Source organism: Pseudomonadota bacterium, from assembly GCA_026390555.1.
Lineage (GTDB): Bacteria > Bdellovibrionota_C > UBA2361 > UBA2361 > OMII01 > OMII01.
In genome coordinates, this window is the sequence record JAPLFS010000019.1 from 1 (window position 1) to 17,673 (window position 17,673).

14 protein-coding genes are annotated in these 17,673 nt (G+C 50.7%); 3 read left to right on the plus strand and 11 right to left on the minus strand.

From position 1 onward, the window contains the following. A partial coding sequence (locus tag NTV65_01515) for a hypothetical protein (protein MCX6113878.1) occupies window positions 1-1,068 on the minus strand: 1,068 nt, incomplete at its 3' end. 542 nt (window positions 1,069-1,610) lie between these two features. Between NTV65_01515 and NTV65_01520 the strand changes: the two genes are divergently transcribed. Beyond that, entirely contained in the window at window positions 1,611-2,456 is an 846-nt protein-coding gene (locus tag NTV65_01520) for a hypothetical protein (protein MCX6113879.1), read from the plus strand. 27 nt (window positions 2,457-2,483) lie between these two features. On the opposite strand, the gene NTV65_01525 is transcribed toward NTV65_01520, so the two are convergent. Further along, on the minus strand, window positions 2,484-3,656 hold the full coding sequence (locus NTV65_01525; protein ID MCX6113880.1) for a hypothetical protein: 1,173 nt from the start codon (window positions 3,654-3,656) through the stop codon (window positions 2,484-2,486). A 237-nt stretch (window positions 3,657-3,893) separates the two neighbouring features. Between NTV65_01525 and NTV65_01530 the strand changes: the two genes are divergently transcribed. Then, window positions 3,894-5,006 (plus strand): hypothetical protein, encoded by a 1,113-nt coding sequence (locus NTV65_01530; protein ID MCX6113881.1) that lies wholly within the window; start codon window positions 3,894-3,896, stop codon window positions 5,004-5,006. A gap of 50 nt (window positions 5,007-5,056) precedes the next feature. Then, entirely contained in the window at window positions 5,057-6,220 is a 1,164-nt protein-coding gene (locus NTV65_01535) for an ATP-binding protein (protein MCX6113882.1), read from the plus strand. A 23-nt stretch (window positions 6,221-6,243) separates the two neighbouring features. On the opposite strand, the gene NTV65_01540 is transcribed toward NTV65_01535, so the two are convergent. The 9 genes from NTV65_01540 to NTV65_01580 all read right to left on the minus strand — a co-directional run bounded on the left by NTV65_01540 (window position 6,244) and on the right by NTV65_01580 (window position 17,657). Beyond that, the gene (locus NTV65_01540) at window positions 6,244-7,134 is read right to left on the minus strand and encodes an efflux RND transporter periplasmic adaptor subunit (protein ID MCX6113883.1); all 891 of its coding nucleotides are present in this window, start codon (window positions 7,132-7,134) and stop codon (window positions 6,244-6,246) included. Between the two features lie 23 nt (window positions 7,135-7,157). Further along, window positions 7,158-7,868: an ABC transporter ATP-binding protein gene (locus NTV65_01545; GenBank protein ID MCX6113884.1), complete on the minus strand. Its 711-nt coding sequence runs from the start codon at window positions 7,866-7,868 to the stop codon at window positions 7,158-7,160. Further along, window positions 7,868-9,010 carry an ABC transporter permease gene (locus NTV65_01550; protein MCX6113885.1) on the minus strand — a complete coding sequence of 381 codons (1,143 nt, stop codon included), beginning with the start codon at window positions 9,008-9,010 and terminating at the stop codon, window positions 7,868-7,870. Before NTV65_01550 ends, NTV65_01545 begins: the two co-directional genes overlap by 1 nt. A gap of 67 nt (window positions 9,011-9,077) precedes the next feature. Next, window positions 9,078-10,094, minus strand: a complete 1,017-nt coding sequence (locus tag NTV65_01555) for a KpsF/GutQ family sugar-phosphate isomerase (GenBank protein MCX6113886.1) — start codon at window positions 10,092-10,094, stop codon at window positions 9,078-9,080. 397 nt (window positions 10,095-10,491) lie between these two features. Next, window positions 10,492-11,052, minus strand: coding sequence for a thermonuclease family protein (locus NTV65_01560; protein ID MCX6113887.1), 561 nt, complete (start codon window positions 11,050-11,052; stop codon window positions 10,492-10,494). Between the two features lie 87 nt (window positions 11,053-11,139). Further along, window positions 11,140-13,920 (minus strand): glycogen/starch synthase, encoded by a 2,781-nt coding sequence (locus tag NTV65_01565; GenBank protein ID MCX6113888.1) that lies wholly within the window; start codon window positions 13,918-13,920, stop codon window positions 11,140-11,142. Between the two features lie 96 nt (window positions 13,921-14,016). Continuing rightward, the gene (gene rfaD / locus NTV65_01570) at window positions 14,017-14,988 is read right to left on the minus strand and encodes an ADP-glyceromanno-heptose 6-epimerase (protein ID MCX6113889.1); all 972 of its coding nucleotides are present in this window, start codon (window positions 14,986-14,988) and stop codon (window positions 14,017-14,019) included. A gap of 68 nt (window positions 14,989-15,056) precedes the next feature. Then, window positions 15,057-16,988 carry a phospholipid carrier-dependent glycosyltransferase gene (locus NTV65_01575; protein ID MCX6113890.1) on the minus strand — a complete coding sequence of 644 codons (1,932 nt, stop codon included), beginning with the start codon at window positions 16,986-16,988 and terminating at the stop codon, window positions 15,057-15,059. A gap of 15 nt (window positions 16,989-17,003) precedes the next feature. Continuing rightward, window positions 17,004-17,657 (minus strand): NAD(P)H-dependent oxidoreductase, encoded by a 654-nt coding sequence (locus NTV65_01580; protein MCX6113891.1) that lies wholly within the window; start codon window positions 17,655-17,657, stop codon window positions 17,004-17,006. Between the last annotated feature and the right edge of the window lie 16 nt (window positions 17,658-17,673).

Below are 17,673 nucleotides of genomic sequence, written 5' to 3' on the forward strand. Positions count from 1 at the left end.
ATTTGGATAATCTAGCCCTTCAGCTTTGAATGTCCCGAGAGAGTGAATAAAGAAGTAGCTTTCGAAGCGTGTTCCGATTTCACGGGAGATAAATTCCCCCAGATATGCCGCGTCAGCATAGTGATCTGCTAGTATAATCTTACGGCCAACGGTCTTATTTTCGGACTTCGCACCAAATTTAAAATAGCCGAGCATCGCAAGACTCGCCTCTGCGAGCTCTTTCATTGGCCCGGGATCCTGCATCATATACATACCATCAGCGATTCCGAAGTTAGCTAGGCGACCTTCGGATACGCTTACTGAATCTATGTGCGTCGAGTCAGAAAAATTTTCACGGGTTGTTTTCTCCCAATGTGGATGGGAGTCTTCTTTCAGGCGGAATTGTTGAGGCTGCGAGTCTTCAACGAAAGAGAGGCAGACATTTTCATCAGGAAAAAAGTGAACTCCCTTGCGAACTGCAGGGTCCCCACCGAACTGCTGGGGAGTGTAACTCGCAAGTATCTCAGTCTGCGATGGCCCGCTGCGGTTAAGGATGATCTGACACATCGGCTGGTCCTTGCCCTTATGAGTAGTTTTCCCCAGTGCGCGCGCAAAGCACTCTACGTACTTGTTCTGACCACCGGTATCTTTAAATCCACCAAGTGGTTGATCGACGAATTCCTGAATACCTTGAGGATTAACCTGGAGTACGACATCATCATTCTGGAATCGCGCCACGGCCTCCTGACAACGCATAGCAAATCTGAACATGTGGCGAGCGTGGTCGATAGTGTAATGGTTGCCGAGCGATTCAGGAATGGGGCGAATCTCTCCATTAACGTTGCTACCAAAAACTCGCGAGCTGATATCGCTATAACGATCGCCCTTCTTTGCGTCAGTAACAATGTCGATTGCAATCGAGGCAACATCCCCCCGTGGCCTCGTCAGATGAAGCTGCGTGTATTGAGAGGGTGTTTGTGCATTACGTGCTAATGAGTCTGCAAAAGTGATCGAAACGTAAGGAAAAGGTCCGAGGATGTCATTATAGATACTTAGCGCCTCTGCAAGCACCTTATTAATTCCCTCCAAATCACGCTCTTTGCCGGGGGGATAAAGGGCTTGGGTAGTCTGATCGATATCCCAATTTGTCCGGAAACTGGCTGTTATTAGGTTTTCTTGACTGAAAACAACGGGAGAACTTGGTTCTAACTGCTTGCTCGACATCTCTTTAATCACCTCTTAGTACAGACAAGGCAACCCCCCCATTTTGACACAGGATGAGGAGCATACTCAACGTAGAGGGGTAGGCTAAGATGCCAAATTAAACCAGTCAACAACTTAAAACCAACGTATCTATTCTCCATTAATTACCGCCATACAACGGTCAAGCATCTTAAATAACTAGAGTTTTTGTTGTTTTTAGACTAAAGACTTGGGCCTTTTTGACTTAAATGCCAAGAGCACTAACCCCTGCACCTAAGCGGGCAGTAAAAAAAATGCTTCAGAAAGGGGGGGTAAGAAAGCAAGATTATCTGTTATAAGAGGCCGATCTAGCCGCAATGTGTGAGACTTGACAGCTTCACATATCAACAGAGAATATACTAACTTCGACTTATAAAGGATGGAAGAGTATGGCGCAGAATAACAGCAGCTCAGAAAACAGCAAACTGGGTAATGAGATAGATCAGATAATCGGTATTAATGTTGAGAACAGCTCGATTGTTGACGGCGAAGAGACCATTAAGACCGACAATGGGGACATCCTTAAAATCAATATCAGCCACAGAGCACGCACTAACCTGCTCTTTGACTGGCTCAGGAATAAATACACAGATCCCGCGAAAAAACTGGTGATCTCTGTCGGTGGGCCATCCGGTAGCGGCAAATCAGAGATCGGTGCCCTGCTCAGCGCTCTTTACCAGAATGCAGGCATTCCATCGATCCTGGTTCCCTGTGACAACTTTCCGATTCGAGCCCCAAAGTTTAACGATCTGCACCGCCGCGAGCTCTTTGACTCAAAGGGCAAGGAAGCGCTCGCTGCCTACCTCGGATCGGAGGATGAAATTCTATTCTCTCGCCTAGGAGATATCTGCAAAGACTTTCTGAGCGGCGCCGAGACCGTCAATCTGCGCAAGATAAACATGCAGACATGTGAAATCACAGACTCAATCCCGACTAAGGTAGGCCATGCGCGGGTACTAGTATTTGAGGGTACCTGGTCATGCAGAATTCCAAGCCTGAGCGAGTCAGTATTCCTTGCAACGGATTTCAAGAAGACCGCAGCACATCGTCAGAACCGGGGCCGTATTGAGATTCAGAACGATGAGAATCGCAAATTCATCGAAGAGTACGTACTCCCGTTTGAGCAGGTAACGCTCGAAAATATCCGCCAAAATCTGGCGACCCTCTGGTTGTCATATGAAGATGATGGAAGTGCTAGGCTTGTTGAAAACAGGAACGATCAGCGCACGAACTGAGCGAGTCACTTCAATTCTGCAATCAGTTTAGTACTCTTTGCCGAGAATTGCCTGCGCTATGCTCGTAGGGCCAAGCCGGGATGGATCAGTTTCAATATAAACGCTCTTGCCGTGCTCCTTTAGCCGATCCCCGAGACGAAGCAGTTCCTTGCTGGCACCACCAACAATAACCGCATGAGTAACGATATCGGATGACATCAGAGAAAAATCATTTCCAGAATCTCCACACGCCCATACCTCAAGAGCTGGCCGCTCTTTTCCTGTGGCCAGAACCTGCTCAACAATCAGATGTAAGACATAGTCTGAAAAGTGACGTACGGCCATGCCCTTATCAAAAGGAGCGATATCGAGGCAGTACTTTAACGGGAGCCGCACATTGTCGGCAGGCTCTGCAAGCATCGGGTGGCGTCTGGCTGCAGTAGTCGCATCCTTTTCCTCGCAACAAACAACCCGCATACCAAAATCTTTTACATGACCTGCGAAACTAGCCTCTATCTGATCGCGCTCATCGAGCGAGCTGGCATAGAAATAAAAGGCTATCTTGTTTGAACCTCGGTGAGATCCACTCGCAGTTCCTGGCTGCAGGAACACTCGCGAAGTTTCCCGGGAAGTATCATACATTGCAATCAGAGACTGCTCTTCGTCCGAGAGATTACGTTGATTTATCAAGGCAGCAAGTGACTGAGCATGAGAAAGAAGCTGATCATAATCGAGCGTTGCAGGTTGCACGGATGCTATGTAAGACGAGTCGTAACTCACATCCTGACCACTTAGAGCGTGCACTGACTTGGCACCACCATCTGAAACATATGCATCGACAGCAAAGGACGAATCGGGCGCGGACACTCCGACATGAGGCAGCACCCCGCGCTCGATTCGATCCAGGATAGAGTGTGTCGTGCTTGTTCCAGAGTCAAAGTGACTGCCCGTAATCGGGATGATAATTGCGCCTTGTGCGTTTAGCGCTTTGACTAACCTTTCCATATCACGCTGGCCATGTTCAATTTCAGGCGCGTGGTGACCGGCTCCCAGAACGAGGGTGCCATCGACATCGGTAAAAAGAATAACGACCCGGCCTGTTTCGCAGCCCAGTACAACCTTTTCACGAATTGTTGGATAGTCAGTGAAGGTCCTGACGACTTCAGGCGCAGACTCTACAGATTGCTGCGGTTTGGAATGGATGGAGGGGGCTTCTAACATCTCCACCATTATACATCAGCCTTGATTGATATGGAAATTAGGAACTATTTACCCCTACGAAATACATAACACATTGGAACGGGGTTACCCCGCCCTAAACTTACGCCAGCTCTAAGGTGATAGGTACCCGTTATTTTCTTCATAATAGAGCTTGGGGATCTCGGCTTAATGGACCAAGATGAAGAGGTATAGTAGCAATTTTAAGGACCCTTACAGACGGACATTTTGGAGATTAGTATGCGTTATGCCGGCCTTTGGTTTACCCTCCTGATAGCGGTATTGCCTGTATTTACACCGGCGCCCGCAATAGCTGAATACCAAGATGTGACCGCACTGTTTCAGCTTGATCGTGGTGCGAATCATGGTGCAAATCAGGGTGTAAATCAGAGTGTAAATCAGGGTGCGGCAGCTTACGACGCCGTCGCACGCGATCTGATCTTTTTGGAAATTGATAAAAAAGGGGCTCTTAGCGAGCTACGAAGGATCAACACGGGGCATAATGTTTATGGGGTTACAGCAGTTGCTGAGGGCTACCTCTATGCAACCGGAATGGGCAGAAACGATCTTAGCGCGCCGATCCAAATCTGGCTTTTGCCTAAGAGTGGTGCCACCCCGCGAGTTGTCTTTGAGGCTCAGAGCGAGCGCAGTCAGGTAGCGTACCTGGCCGCAGTTGGTTCGAAGATCTGGCTGACCTATTTCGATGCTAAGTATACCACTAAAACCGGGTATCTTACCCCCAAACCAGCTGCGATGTGGGAGTTTACCGAGGTTGCTACGTTGCGACTGGGGGACGCGGTGGATGTTTTCGGAGAGACTATGGAGAGTATCGCTATTGGGCGACCCTACGGCGATCAGCAGGGAGAGGATGGGGACCTACTACTATTTGAGAATGGAATAAGAACCCTACTGCCGAGCTATCGGGGTGTACGGAGCGTGTTATTTCTTCCTAAATTACCCAAAACTACTATCGTGATCGGAGATGGTTGGCACCAAAATTATGGAGCTGTAGCTCAGGGACGCCTGAGCCTTCTGACGAAGGATAACGATACTGGACGCTTTGCCCTGCAACTTATCGATCGGGATAAGCAGCAGTACGGATTCTCAAAGTTAATTGATCTTACTATCGGAGGGGAGCAATACGTAGCGGCGCTCGGCAACAGGGAGCTCGTTGTCTACGGGCCGTTCGGTGAAAAACAGGGTGAGAAGCAGAGCGGGGAGTGGAAAAAGAGAGCGATCTTTACGCGTGAATCGGAGGATGCGACCTTTGATGTAGCAATTATTGAGAGTTCCAACACGAAGGCCACCTTTGTGGTAGCTAATCAGGGCGTTAAGCTTGTGTCGTTTCCGTAAACCGTAACTAGCACTAGACAAAATACAAAACATTTTGTATTTTGCATGGCATGCTACTGCGTAGAAAGAAAACACAAATAATACAAGCACTTGAGGCATTTCCGGCGGTTGTGCTTATTGGTCCCAGGCAGTGTGGAAAGACCACTTTAGCGAAAACTCTCTCTACTAGGTACTACGACCTGGAGATTGAGAGTGAGAGACTAAGGCTAGACCTTGATTGGCACAATCTCTGCAACACCAATGATCTGATCGTATTGGATGAGGCGCAGACCTTTGCGGAGATCTTTCCAAGATTGCGAGCGGCAATTGATCTTCGTCGAAAAGTTTTTGGACGTTTTCTGATCCTTGGTTCAGTCGCCCCTGCACTGATGCAGGATGTTGCGGAGTCTTTGGCAGGGCGAGCCGCGCTACTTGAACTTACACCGCTCTCTCTCGGCGAGGTGCCGTATTCAGAGACCAGAGCGCTCTGGCGCTTTGGAGGATTTCCAGATGGTGGAGTGCTTGATGCGGCGCGTTACCCGCTCTGGCAAGAGAGCTATCTACAACTGATTATACAGCGAGATCTACCCAACCTCGGGTTACCAGCTAAACCGATCCTTACTGAACGGATGTTAAAGATGATCGCTGCGCTCCACGGACAGGAGTGGAATGCGTCGAAGCTAGGAGCTTCACTCGGCATTAACTATCAAACTGTGAACTCTTATCTTGAGTATCTTCATGGCGCGTTTCTTACTCGCGCACTTGTGCCATTTGAAGTGAACGTAAAAAAGCGCTTAGTTAAACGACCCAAGGTATATCTTCGCGATAGTGGGCTCTTGCATGCACTTCTTGGTGTTGGACGCGGCGATGATATTTTGAGTAAGCCGTGGGTTGGCGCGAGTTGGGAGGGGTTTGTGATTGAGCAGATCTTAGCGGCACTCGACTGCTCGCAAGGAACGCCCACACCATACTTCGTGCGAACTTCAAGTGGCGAGGAGATCGACTTAGTACTTCAGTATCGCGGCCAGCTTTGGGCCTTTGAAATTAAACTTACTGGAGAGCCTACAAGAGAGCACGCGAAGGCACTTCGTACGCTGGCCCCGGCGTTGGGCGCGGATCGGCGGATACTAGTCCACGGCGGCGTGCTATATGCTAAAAATGAAAGATCTGAAGGGTCTGAAGGATATGACGTGATGCCGCTTGAGAGGTGCATTCAGGAGTTGAGCATGAGGTAAGGCGGTGAATAATGGTAAAGCGCTTAGCTCTTGCTCTCAATAAATACATCGACTAGTTGGCCAACGTAGATCGGAAGGGTGCCCCGATCGAATGAGTAGATCACCTGCAGCACCCTCGTATCAACCCGCTCCGTACTCTCCCCAGTCAGTGAGCGTTTCGGAACAACGTAGGGCTCAAAGCGAACGAAGGTAAGGGGAAATGAGAGCGCCGTGTTGCCCCGTAGGGTGGCTAAGCCGGGGCGCCCAGATTCAACGCGCCACGCATCGTTTTCATCTATATCGACCCGTACGCCTAGAGGATAGACCGTTCCAAGCACCATTAGCGGGGTAATCATAATCTGCGCCGGTGCAAACTCACCAACGCGAGCCCTTAACTGTAGCACCTCTCCGTTTAGAGGGGAGCGAATCGTCATGCGATCAATGGTCGTTCTAGATGCCATGACGGTTGCATCGGCCTGCGCAACGCCGGCTTGAGCAAGAAGGAGCGCCGATTCGCGCTTTAGTAGCTCGCCTCGAGTTATGGCGCGCTCGTCCTTTACCCCCCTGTAGATTGAAAGCTGCGTCTCGGCATCAGCTAGACTAGCTTTGGCCTTTGTAACCTGCGCCTCGTTAACCAGCAGCTCAGCTAAGATGGCCCTATCATCAAGTGAAAAGAGGGGCTGATTAACCGACACCTTATCGCCAGCCTTAACAAAGACCTCCTTAATAACCCCAGCCAGAGGGGATGCGATAGAGATATTTTCAGAGCTAGCCTCGATAATTCCGGAGCCGGCAACGAAGGTTTCATAGGGAGCCTGTGCAGGTTGAACAACTGGAGCAGCGATGGGCGGCGGCATGCTGCCCATAATTACGGTTCGAATAACGAAGATCACCGCAACGATAGCTAAGATCGGAAGGAGATAAAATTTTGACATAGATTTAACCGCCTATTTTTGAGCTATTTTTCAAGTTTAAGTTCAAGGGGAGAGTTAACAACCTGAGTAATTCGACCATCATCCATAAGACCTATCCGATCAGCAAATTGAAAGATACGGGAATCGTGCGTCACGATTACGAGGGTGCGGTTGCCGGTCAAGGCCTCCTGGCGAAAGATCTCCATAATCTCGCCCCCTGTAGCGTGATCAAGGGCGCTTGTTGGCTCGTCGCATACTATCAGCTTAGGGTCGTGTACGAGAGCGCGCGCTATGGCAACGCGTTGTTGTTGGCCACCGGAGAGCTCGTTTGGTAGCGAATTAATCTTATCCTTAAGCCCAACCTTGAAAAGGAGCTCCTGCGAACGTTGCATCGCATATTTGCGGGGATGACCGTTTAGCAGTAACGGGATCGAGACGTTCTCTGTCGCCGTAAGGGATGGAATCAGATTATAGGCCTGAAATACAAAGCCAACCGTCTTACCGCGGTAGCTTGTGCGCTCGCCTTCATTCATCGTGGCTAGATCGTGTTCAAAGATGTGGCACTCGCCCTGATCGTGATTCAGGATCCCCGCGATGACCGAGATTAGAGTGGTCTTGCCACAACCGGAGGGACCAACCAACATAAAAAGCTCGCCGCAGCGTACTTCAAGGTCAACACCCTGTAGGGCAGGGGTAGTGGTTTTTCCTGTTAGGTAACTCTTCGTAACACCCTTGCAGAATATCGCTGGCGCCATTATGAGCCTCTAAAGACAATAGCTGGCTCAAGTTGCAAAACCTTGCGCAGACTTAAGATCGTTGTGATCAGGGTGATTAACGCTGTTGCTAGAGCGGTTATTACCGGAACCTGCCACGGCATGTAGAAGGCTAGCTCTGAGTTCTTAGCGATGACGCTAGTAAGGGATGCTAGCCCCATACCGAGCGCGCATCCGATAGCGCCGACTAAGGAGGTTTGTAGAATTATCATCATAAAGATAAGTCTATTCGAGGCGCCCATGGCCTTAAGGATCCCAAGGTAGCGCATGTTATCAACGATAAAGCTAAAAAATGTTTGCCCTACGATAGCAACTCCGACCAGGAATCCAAGACCAACCGCCATGCCGAAGTTAATCGGAATGCCGGTACTGCGCATAAAGTAACGGATCGTAAGACCCTTGAACTGCTCGGGGGTATAGGCCGCAAGCCCAGTTTGTTGGGTGATACGGGTGGCAACCTCACTGATGTTTTCATCCCTACTAACCTCAGCAAGAACAAAGGAGAGTAGCTTGCGCTCACGGGGAGCAAAGCGCATGGCGCGCGAGTAGGTTGTATAAATAATCGGCTGAGACTGAAAGGTTCTGGTTGCCCGAGCTATTCCAACAACGATGGCGCGATTGTCATTTAATTCTAGAATATCTCCGACCCTAAGGGGCTGCTTTGGATCGGAAGGGCTTGCTCCGGGGACGGCGAGTTTGCCGTTGGCAGCAGCCTCATCAACTATAACCCCGTCAGCTCGACGGAGATCTGCCAGCGAGCCCTGAATCATAACGGGTGGGCCAGCTACCAGGGTAGCATCATCAAGTCCGATCACGTTACAGGTTTGAAAGGTTCCATTAGAAAGCCGTGCCCTTATTAATCCCTTATAGAGTGGCACCGCCCATTCAACACCAGCCACACCACGCACCTGCAGTAGCTTCGTGTCCTGTAGGGGCTTAATGTCGTCTACGAACTGTACCTTTGGATCCATGACCCAGAGGTCGGGCTGCGGTGTGTCGAAGATAAACCCAACCGTTCTGGACATCAGTCCGATAAATATAGAGGACTGCTGCGTCATAATCAGGGCAGTTAGCGCAACGCCGAAGAGCATGGCGAAAAACTTACCACGATTACCGAGCAGCATTTTAAGAGCGATTAAGTACACAGGGATGATAGTACTAGTAAATTAGCTGGGGCGAAACCGTCTGGCTTTATCGTTCAGGCCGGATCATTCCGCAGGCCAGAAGATCCTGAATATCGATGATACCAACCGGGACATTTAGCTCATTAACTACAAGTAGTTGATCTATTCCGTGCTTCTGGATGATATGCGAGGCCTCCTGTGCCAGATTTGCAGGGCCGATTGATATAGGAGCGCGCGAGCATATCTCACCGATAGGCTTAGAGAGAAAGTCTGAGTCGTGCGCCAGGCAGCGGCGTAGGTCGCCATCTGTAAATACGCCAACGAGCACCCCCGCGTTATTAACGATCGCTGCTGCGCCTGGACGACCCCGAGTCTCTGTAATGGTGTGCAGAGCGCGCTTGGTCTCGATTGATTCATTGACCACACAGTGAGCATCCCCACTTCGCATGATCTCGGAAACAAGCATCAGAGAGCGGCCTAGATCTCCGCCGGGATGAAACGCTGCAAACTCTTCTCGCGAGAAACCACGCTTGTGAACAAGGGTCATGGCGAGCGCATCTCCAAGCGCCATCATAACGGTGGTGCTCGTTGTTGGGGCGAGCCCAAGTGGGCCAGCTTCTGGGAACCTTCCGGTCTCGAGTACGATATCGCTGTGTTGCGCCAGGGTTGATGCCGCAGAGCTCGTCATGGAGATAATACAGCTACCGTACTGCTTAAGGGTAGGAAGGAGCCTTGTTACCTCGCTAGTCTCTCCTGAATTAGAAAGAAGGAGCGCTATATCGTTTTTGGTAAATCGTCCCAGGTCGCCGTGTACTGCATCAGCAGGGTGCAGAAAAAAACTTGGAAACCCGATGCTTGAGAGTGTTGCAGAGAGCTTCATCGCAACAAAGCCAGCTTTTCCCATCCCTGAAACAACGATACGGGAGCCTGGGGCCTGCGAGAGGATAGCGTCTACAGCAGCGCTAAAGCGCTCGTCTAATAGCTCGGCAACCTGAGAGAGTGCTGCGATCTCTTCACGAATAATAGACCGCCCGTACTCCGGAGAATCAGTAGAGAGCAGTTTTTTTTGCACGGCGTTTGTCATAAGTAATGATCTTATTATACACAACTTAAGGCATATAAGCGAACCGCTAGTAATGGTATAGTGGGTTGTAATTACAGGGTAACTGGTCACCGTAGTTTAATGTCGCGATTCAAGCTACTCAGATTACGGCGAAGTTTCATAGGTAATTCGATTGGTCGTCCCCTGATCGGGGACGGCAGATTTTGTGACCAGTTAATGTTTTCACCCCCACCGCATTGCTTTTCACCCCCACCGCATTGCTGCGTCAGCAGCTTGCGCTGCTGGACGGGCTCCGCAAATCGGCCCCTTAGGGGCTATTGAGTGTCATTACCGTATGCGAATATTTCTGGGATATGCTGACTAGTTACATTACAGGTATATTTAAGCGTTAGGTTCTGTCAGGAAGCCTATCTAAAGATTACTTTGCCCACAGGCCACGCGCAGCCGAACGGCTCTCCTGATACGCGCGCTTAAAGCGTTCGGCGTATTTAACATTTGGCGGTACGGTAAGCACGTTCGCAAATCCAGTTACTAGGATCCGCTCATTAAGCATCGTTCCATCTGGGAGGTAGGCATAGGCCAGGAGCCGCCCATATTTATCCCTTTTAGTTCGGTCGTACTCAAGCTCAAGGGAGCTACCGATTGGGGCAAGCTGCTTTGTGTTCTCGAAGGCCAGCTTTCCAAGTTTAGTAATCGTCTTCACGTCTACCGCACTTTTCTCTGCCTGGAACTGCGCACGTTTGTTATGTTTGCTCTCTAGAGTATCGACACCGATTAGACGAACCTTCTCGGTGCTAGTGGGCGCTATACGAAGGAGGAGCGTATCACCATCGATAACTCGCAGCACTATAGCATGCTCCCGTTGTGGCCCAGCGGAGCTTACTGAGGCATAGAGCAGCGCAATCAGGCTTATCAGGAGGCCGATAGCGGCGCGGTAGCGCCTGGGAAAGAGGGAGGTTATCGGTGTACGAGTTCGCATGCCCTAGATCTACGACTGGGGCGCGAAATGAACAAGTATAATCAACAGGGGGAGCAACCATTCAGCGCGGTCGAGTTGCCGCACTCCTCACTGAGCAGTATCTAGCAGTATCTGTTGCAGGAGCTCGCGGTATGTTTCAACCCTATCCGACCAGCTATGTTTAGCGCTCCTAGCGCTTAAAACCAGCTCTTCATAGGCCGCTCTTGATGCCGTTACCTCAAGTGCCCAGTGGCAGGTGTTGGCGTATGCTGTTGGATCGTAATCGTTACAGAGAAAGCCGATGCCGCTGGGGATAGCTGCATCATAGTTAGTGATAGTAGCCGAGATTCCACCAACGTTTCTGCCGATTACTAGAGTTCCTGCGGCGAGGGCTTCAAGCTGCGTAATGCCACCCGGCTCAAAACGGGAGGGCATCATAAACATCGTGCTGCCAAAGATTATCTCTAGCGCTGTTGAGTGTGGAACGTATTCAAAGAGAGCATGCACCCGTCCCGGATAGCGCCAAGTAAGATACTCGAGGGCTGAGCGTAGATCGTCAGAGGCTCTATCCCCGTCGGTAGTTGGGCCTGCAACGATAATCTGAAGCTTTGGGTGCCTAATCAGGAGGTCCTCTAGGGTTGAACGGTTTGTGCCGGCGACAAAACCGGATAACAGGCTCACCCCCTTCTGTTCAGCTATACGACCAACGAAGCTAATTAGCGGAGCAGCTAAGTCCTGCTCAAGCCCGTATCGTTTCTGTAGGGTGGCTTTAACGGAGCTTTTAGCAGTAAGGAGTTCGGAGAGATTCTCAAATGGTGCGCCGCTGCTACCAGCTAACAGAGAGAGGTATCTGTCGATCTCTGGACGGTTGATTCCGTTACTAATGCCAAACACCTTGTCAGACTTACTTGCTAGTACATGCTCAAGCCCATCACCCCCTCCAGCTGAAATGAGCTGCTGCGCATAGGGCTTAGATACAGTTAGTACTCCACCAGAAACGTGTCGTGAGGCCGCTATCGAAAAATTAAGTAGGTTGTGATGGTATGGATCGCTAAATCCAAAGAAGTCCTGCGGAGCTAGATTAAACATCGGCCAGAGATCTTCGTTGTGTACGTTTACGGGAAGTTTGCCGTGATAGTCAGCGCCGCCGTTATGGATCATATGGACGGTTTTGCAGGATTTCAGCCATTCCACACCTTGGTATGAAGGATCTAGTGCACAAAACGCCGGCACACAGGCCGTCATCCAATCGTTTGATACGATAACGCTAGGACGAATACCGAACTGTTTTGTTGCGACCGTTTCAAGAGTGGCGCGTGAAATGATAATTGCGCGCCGGATCTGCTCATCTGCAAATACTGGCTGATAAAGTCGATCGAATACTGAGGCGTTAGTGAGCAGAAAGATGCGTAAACTGCCGCTCTGAGCAAGGTAGACCTTGATCGGAATAGCGCTTGAGTTTCTTCGAATGCAGGTTGTGCCAGCGTGGTAGGTTGGGCCAACGTGTACGGTGATAGAGCCAACGTATAAGGGCTTCACCAGCTCTGCTCCTAGCTTAATACCGCTGCGGAGGATCTGCTCGGCGGAGCCGTGCTTGTTTCCGTTGGCGTAGCGATAGAGTGGGGTAATAATAGTGGCTGGAATACCGGCTCTACAAAGCTCAGTTGGAAGTCCTGAGATAACCTGCGCCAAGCCGCCAGCAGCTGCGTGTGGACCCTCTGGAGAGGTGAATACAACCTCGCCGATACCGTAGTTTAGCCGTGTTGATGCGGAGAGTGTAGCATGCGGAGATGGAGTAATGTTTTGCAGAGCATTCATGCTCCCTGAAATATTAGTAGCTTTCTTAAGCAGAGCACCCAGGGCGATATGTGGTGTTTTATGCGAGATCTCTAAGCAAGCTTGTTCAATCGATCCTCCCGGCTGAAAGGCCCGCAGCATGCTTGATAACGCTAGCGCCTCGTTTTCTTCAACAGCTAGCTCTCTTTGGCGAACAAGGGCTAGGTCATCATGAGAGATCCAAAATCTAGCATCTGCATGCCACGGATTGCCGATCCAGATCTGCTCGCTTGTCCCACGCACCTGCGCAAAGAGGGTTGCGCCGTAGTTACCCGTACTTGGAATATCTAAGCGGTGTTGGATTATTGATGTTCCAGAATCGGAGTTTGAGATCGTCACCTGCTCATCCTGCCACGCGGGTGCGAGATCATCGTAGCTACCCCAGTGAGCAAAGAGATCGATAGTTACATCGTGTATCTCTGGTATGTATAGCTTAGCTCTGAGGTTAACTATATTGCCTGTAGTTATAGTGGAGAGAGGTGTGAGCACTTGGAGCTCCGATCTTAAGATCGCGCTGGCTCGCTCAAGCAGCTCTGTTTGAGACTCAGGGATAATAAGGGTAGGGGAATCATCAAGGTCGAGCAGTATAGTTGGAGCTATCTGCTTTAGGAGCTGCACCGTTTGTAGGCGGCTTTCAACTTTTAGTGATGCAGCAGCTTTGGGTGAGATCTCTATATCTCGTTTGCAGATACTAAGGGCCTGCTCAGAGAGGTAAGGGGCAGCGGCTATCACCTCTTGAATCAGGGCCTTAATCTCATAGTGTTCTTTGTCCGCTACCGAGCGAGCTAGGAGCCGAGTGAGGCTATTATGGGTGCGACTACCTGGCTTTACAGCAAGGGCGCTCGGAAGTCTGTGACGGCCCAGGCTCATAACTGAGTAGCTGCGCGAGGCAAGATGAAGGTCCACCTGAGCGGTAACCCTTGAACGGAGTGAGCTGCCGACTGTTGGTGTAACTGAGTTGCCTCGCAGACCATCCACAAGCGATCGATACGCCTCTCCATTCACCACAATTTCAAAGCGCAGCACCTCTGCATCGCTTGTATGCGTATTCATTATCATTACTTGATGAATACGGAGCTTTAAGAGGTGCCAGTTTATTGGCGCGTGAGTTAAAATATACAAAATTGGGACAGAGAGTTTCGACGACCCCTACCAGTGCCTAAGGGGCGGCAGAAGGAAAGAGGTTACGTAATCTGTAATGCCATCCTCCAGGGTGTGAATATCTGAGGTGTATCCAGCGCTACGCAGCTTAGAGATAGGGGCCTCTGTAAAGTATTGGTATTGATCCCTAAGCTGGAGCGGCATATCGATGTAGCTTACGTTCCACGGCTTTTTCATGGCGCTAAAGAGTACAGAGAGGAGATCGTTCCAGGATCGAGCGTGGCCTGAGCCAAGGTTAAAGAGTCCGTTTGTTTCGGGGTGCTGTAATAGCCACCACATTACTGAGCAGCAATCCTTTACGTAGACGAAATCCCTCTTCTGCTCGCCGTCCTGATAGTCGGGGCGGTGGGAACGGAAGAGTGAGAAGGAGCCGGTTGCTTGGATAGCGTTAAAGGCCTTCCAGGCAACGCTCGCCATCTCGTCCTTATAGTATTCGTTGGGGCCGTAGACGTTGAAAAATTTAAGTCCAGTGATCTGAGAGAGCACCCCGTTACCGTGCGCCCAGAGATCGAAGTTATGCTTTGAGATGCCGTACTGATTAAGGGGCTTGAAGGTATCGAGTTTAGCGTCATCGTCGGCATAGCCCTGCGACCCATCGCCGTAAGTAGCTGCGCTGCTAGCATAGATGAATCGGATCCCTTTGGAGAGGGAGTACTCGGCTAGGGTTTTTGTGTACTCGTAGTTATTGTGTGTCAGGTACTGAACGTTCGTCTCGGTTGTGCTGGAGCAGGCCCCCATATGAACTATCGCCTCAATACCTTGCGGAAGTTGGCCGGAGCTTACCCGTTCGAGAAAGGAGCCTTTATCAACGAACTCAAGGAATGTTCTATCTTTTAGATTGTACTTACGAGCAGGAGAGAGCGCCTCATCAACAACGAGGATATCCCGAATCCCCTCCTGGTTTAGCTTGGCTATAAAGGCGCTTCCGATAAATCCAGCGCCGCCGGTTACTATAATCATAGGATTAAAGGTTACCTGTTAAGGCCTCTGAATGTCTACTAGGGCTTCGCGATGTGGTCACTTTTCGGCTATTTATCTAGGATTTTGCGAATCGCGACCCCAATGCGGCGCGAATCGAGATTGAGCTTCCTTTCAAGTGGAGAATGGAGCTGCGCTACAACTAGTGTGGCAGCAGCACCCTGCACAGGTGCTGGGGTAGATAGACTAAAGGCAAAGGTGCGCCACTTCCCCGCAGTCGGAAAGGAGATGGCCCCTAACGTTGCGCCCTCTTTGGAAACAACCCGTAGCTCCTGCCCGGCCCAGGGGCTCATCATCTCTAGTGAGACCCTGGTAGTTCCGGCGGGGAGGGAGATAGATGTTGAGATATTATTAAGCCAGCAGTGCTCCTCATTCGTCTCGCCGCAACGTGGCGAGAGAGCTTCTTTAACCGTTTCAAATTGCATCTCGGCCGGGGCCTGCTGCATAGCGGCAAGGCGTGCAGCTAGGTTTGTTTTTAAAATAGTAAGAGCTGGATTCTGAGGGGCATGTTTATTTAACGGCGCTCCTGCTAGCACCAACTCAGAGGTAAGTGACAGCGAGAGATCTGCGCTATCTGCGCTTGGAACCACTATGTATTCGAACCCCTGTTGTACCAGTACGGCGAGGGTGCGTTTAGAGGGATCAAAGATCTCGACCCCAGGAAGCCGTATCAAAGCGGGTGAAATCTGAAGCGGCCCAGATATTGCGACATCTGAATCGGGGTTGCGCGTAGAGGTGAGCCAAGCGCCTAACTGCTCACGACTCTCCGCTTGTTGAGTGGCCAGCATAACGATGCTTGTTGATGCAATGGCCGCGAGACCACACGCATAGAGAGCTACTAGGAAGATAGTAGTGCGTTGTATAACCGGATTTGAGAATCGGTGTGTCATATAGCGTAGCCCTACAGCTGCTAGGATAGCAGCGTATGGAACGATAGCGACCATGTTTCTTGTAAAGTTTGTTTTCTGCGATATCATCAACACCGCATAAGCAACTGGGAAGATGAGAAAGATCTTAGTTGCAGCGCTGTTAGTTCGCATACATGAGAGTAGCCCGAAAGCAGCCAGCAGGGTCGCAACTACGCCGATGCCGTTGGTAGAGAGCCAGGCGAGGTAAAAAAGCGCCTGCTCAACCCCAGGCTCGGCTGCGTGTCCGGCATGTCCTGCAACGCTATAGTGCCAGAGCTCGTACGAAAGCCCCTGCCAAAACTGCGGCAATGATATCAGGGAGTAGGGGGCTCCAATCAGGAACCCAAGAACGGGAGAGAGTGCGGCTATTCCAAACCCTTTCCAGGAACGATCGCGCTGCCAGGCGAGCATTATGGGAACTAACGCTATGGGTGCAGCGTTATACTTTGAAGCGCCAGCCAAGCCCGCGAGTAGTCCACATAACAGCAACCGTTTGCGTGAGTACTTAGTTGAGGCGGCCCAGACGCCAACTGCACTGGAGGCTAGGCAGAAAAGCGCCATCGGTATATCAACCCCGATCAGATGAGAATTGAGCACCATCTCTGGTGATAGCGCTACTAAGAGGGCGGCCATAAGAGCCGGTAGCAGCGCCAGGCCGAGCTGTAAGGAGAGAAAAAATGTTAGGCCGACTATTAAAAGGCTAAGCGCCACACTAAACGATCTATTCCAGGTGAGAATTGTTGGATGTGAGGCCGTAAAGGCGTATCCAGCGAGTCCAAAGGGGTCCTTAGTTCTAATCTCTTTGGTGGAGCTAAGCTCGCCGTGAAAGCGCGCCCACGCAACGCTTGCATAAATAACCGGCATGCGTAGATAGAAATGCAGGGCCGGCTTATTAAAATAGTGCGGATTGAGATCTCTTTTCTGGGCCATCTCCACCGTGCGATTAAAGTGGTGCGCGTCGTCCTCGTGGAAGAAATACTTAGAGTTTGATTCAACCAAGGGCCAGCGCAGCGCTAGGGCTAACAGTAGCGTCAGGCTAAGCAACAGGAACTTATGTTGAGAGCCCTTCACCATAATTAACGCCCTATCCTACCTGCGCTCAATGATATCTTGCGCTGAGCGTCGAACCTTCTTGAGAGTTGCTCCGAGGTCCCGATCTGAGCGATACCCGAGGGCACAAGCTACCTTTGCCGAGAATCCACGTCGTGGCAGGTCAAGTATTTCGTTGTAAAAGTTCGGATCGATGCCCTCTAACGGACAGGCGTCTACCTGCAGCAGCGCCGCCGAGGTGAGTAGCATACCGAGAGCAAGATAGAGCTGGTGGGTGCACCATGGCTCTATGGCGTTGCGTTCGTTGAGCGCGGTAATAAAGTTGGAGATAATCGATCTGCCACCCTCTAGGGTTGAGAGAGCTACCTCCCTGACTTCGGCGGTGTGCTGTAGCGCCTCATCCACCAGAGAGAGATCAAAGGTAGTGCGTGCCGCAAATACAACGTAGTGCGAGGCATCTACCACCTGCGATTGGTTCCAAGAGTGGGCCCTTAGCTTTGCGCGCAGCGCTGGATCCGAGATAGTTATAAAGCGCCACGGTTGCAGGCCAAAAGATGAGGGCGCTAGAAGTAGCGAAGCCTCAAGCGAGGCCCAATCACGAGCCGAGATCTTCTTGGCTGGATCAAAGCACTTCGTCGCATAGCGCCAGGCGAGCTGTTGTTCTAGGTGTTCGTTGGTTACTTTAGTTGTCATATCTTCTTCTTAGCTC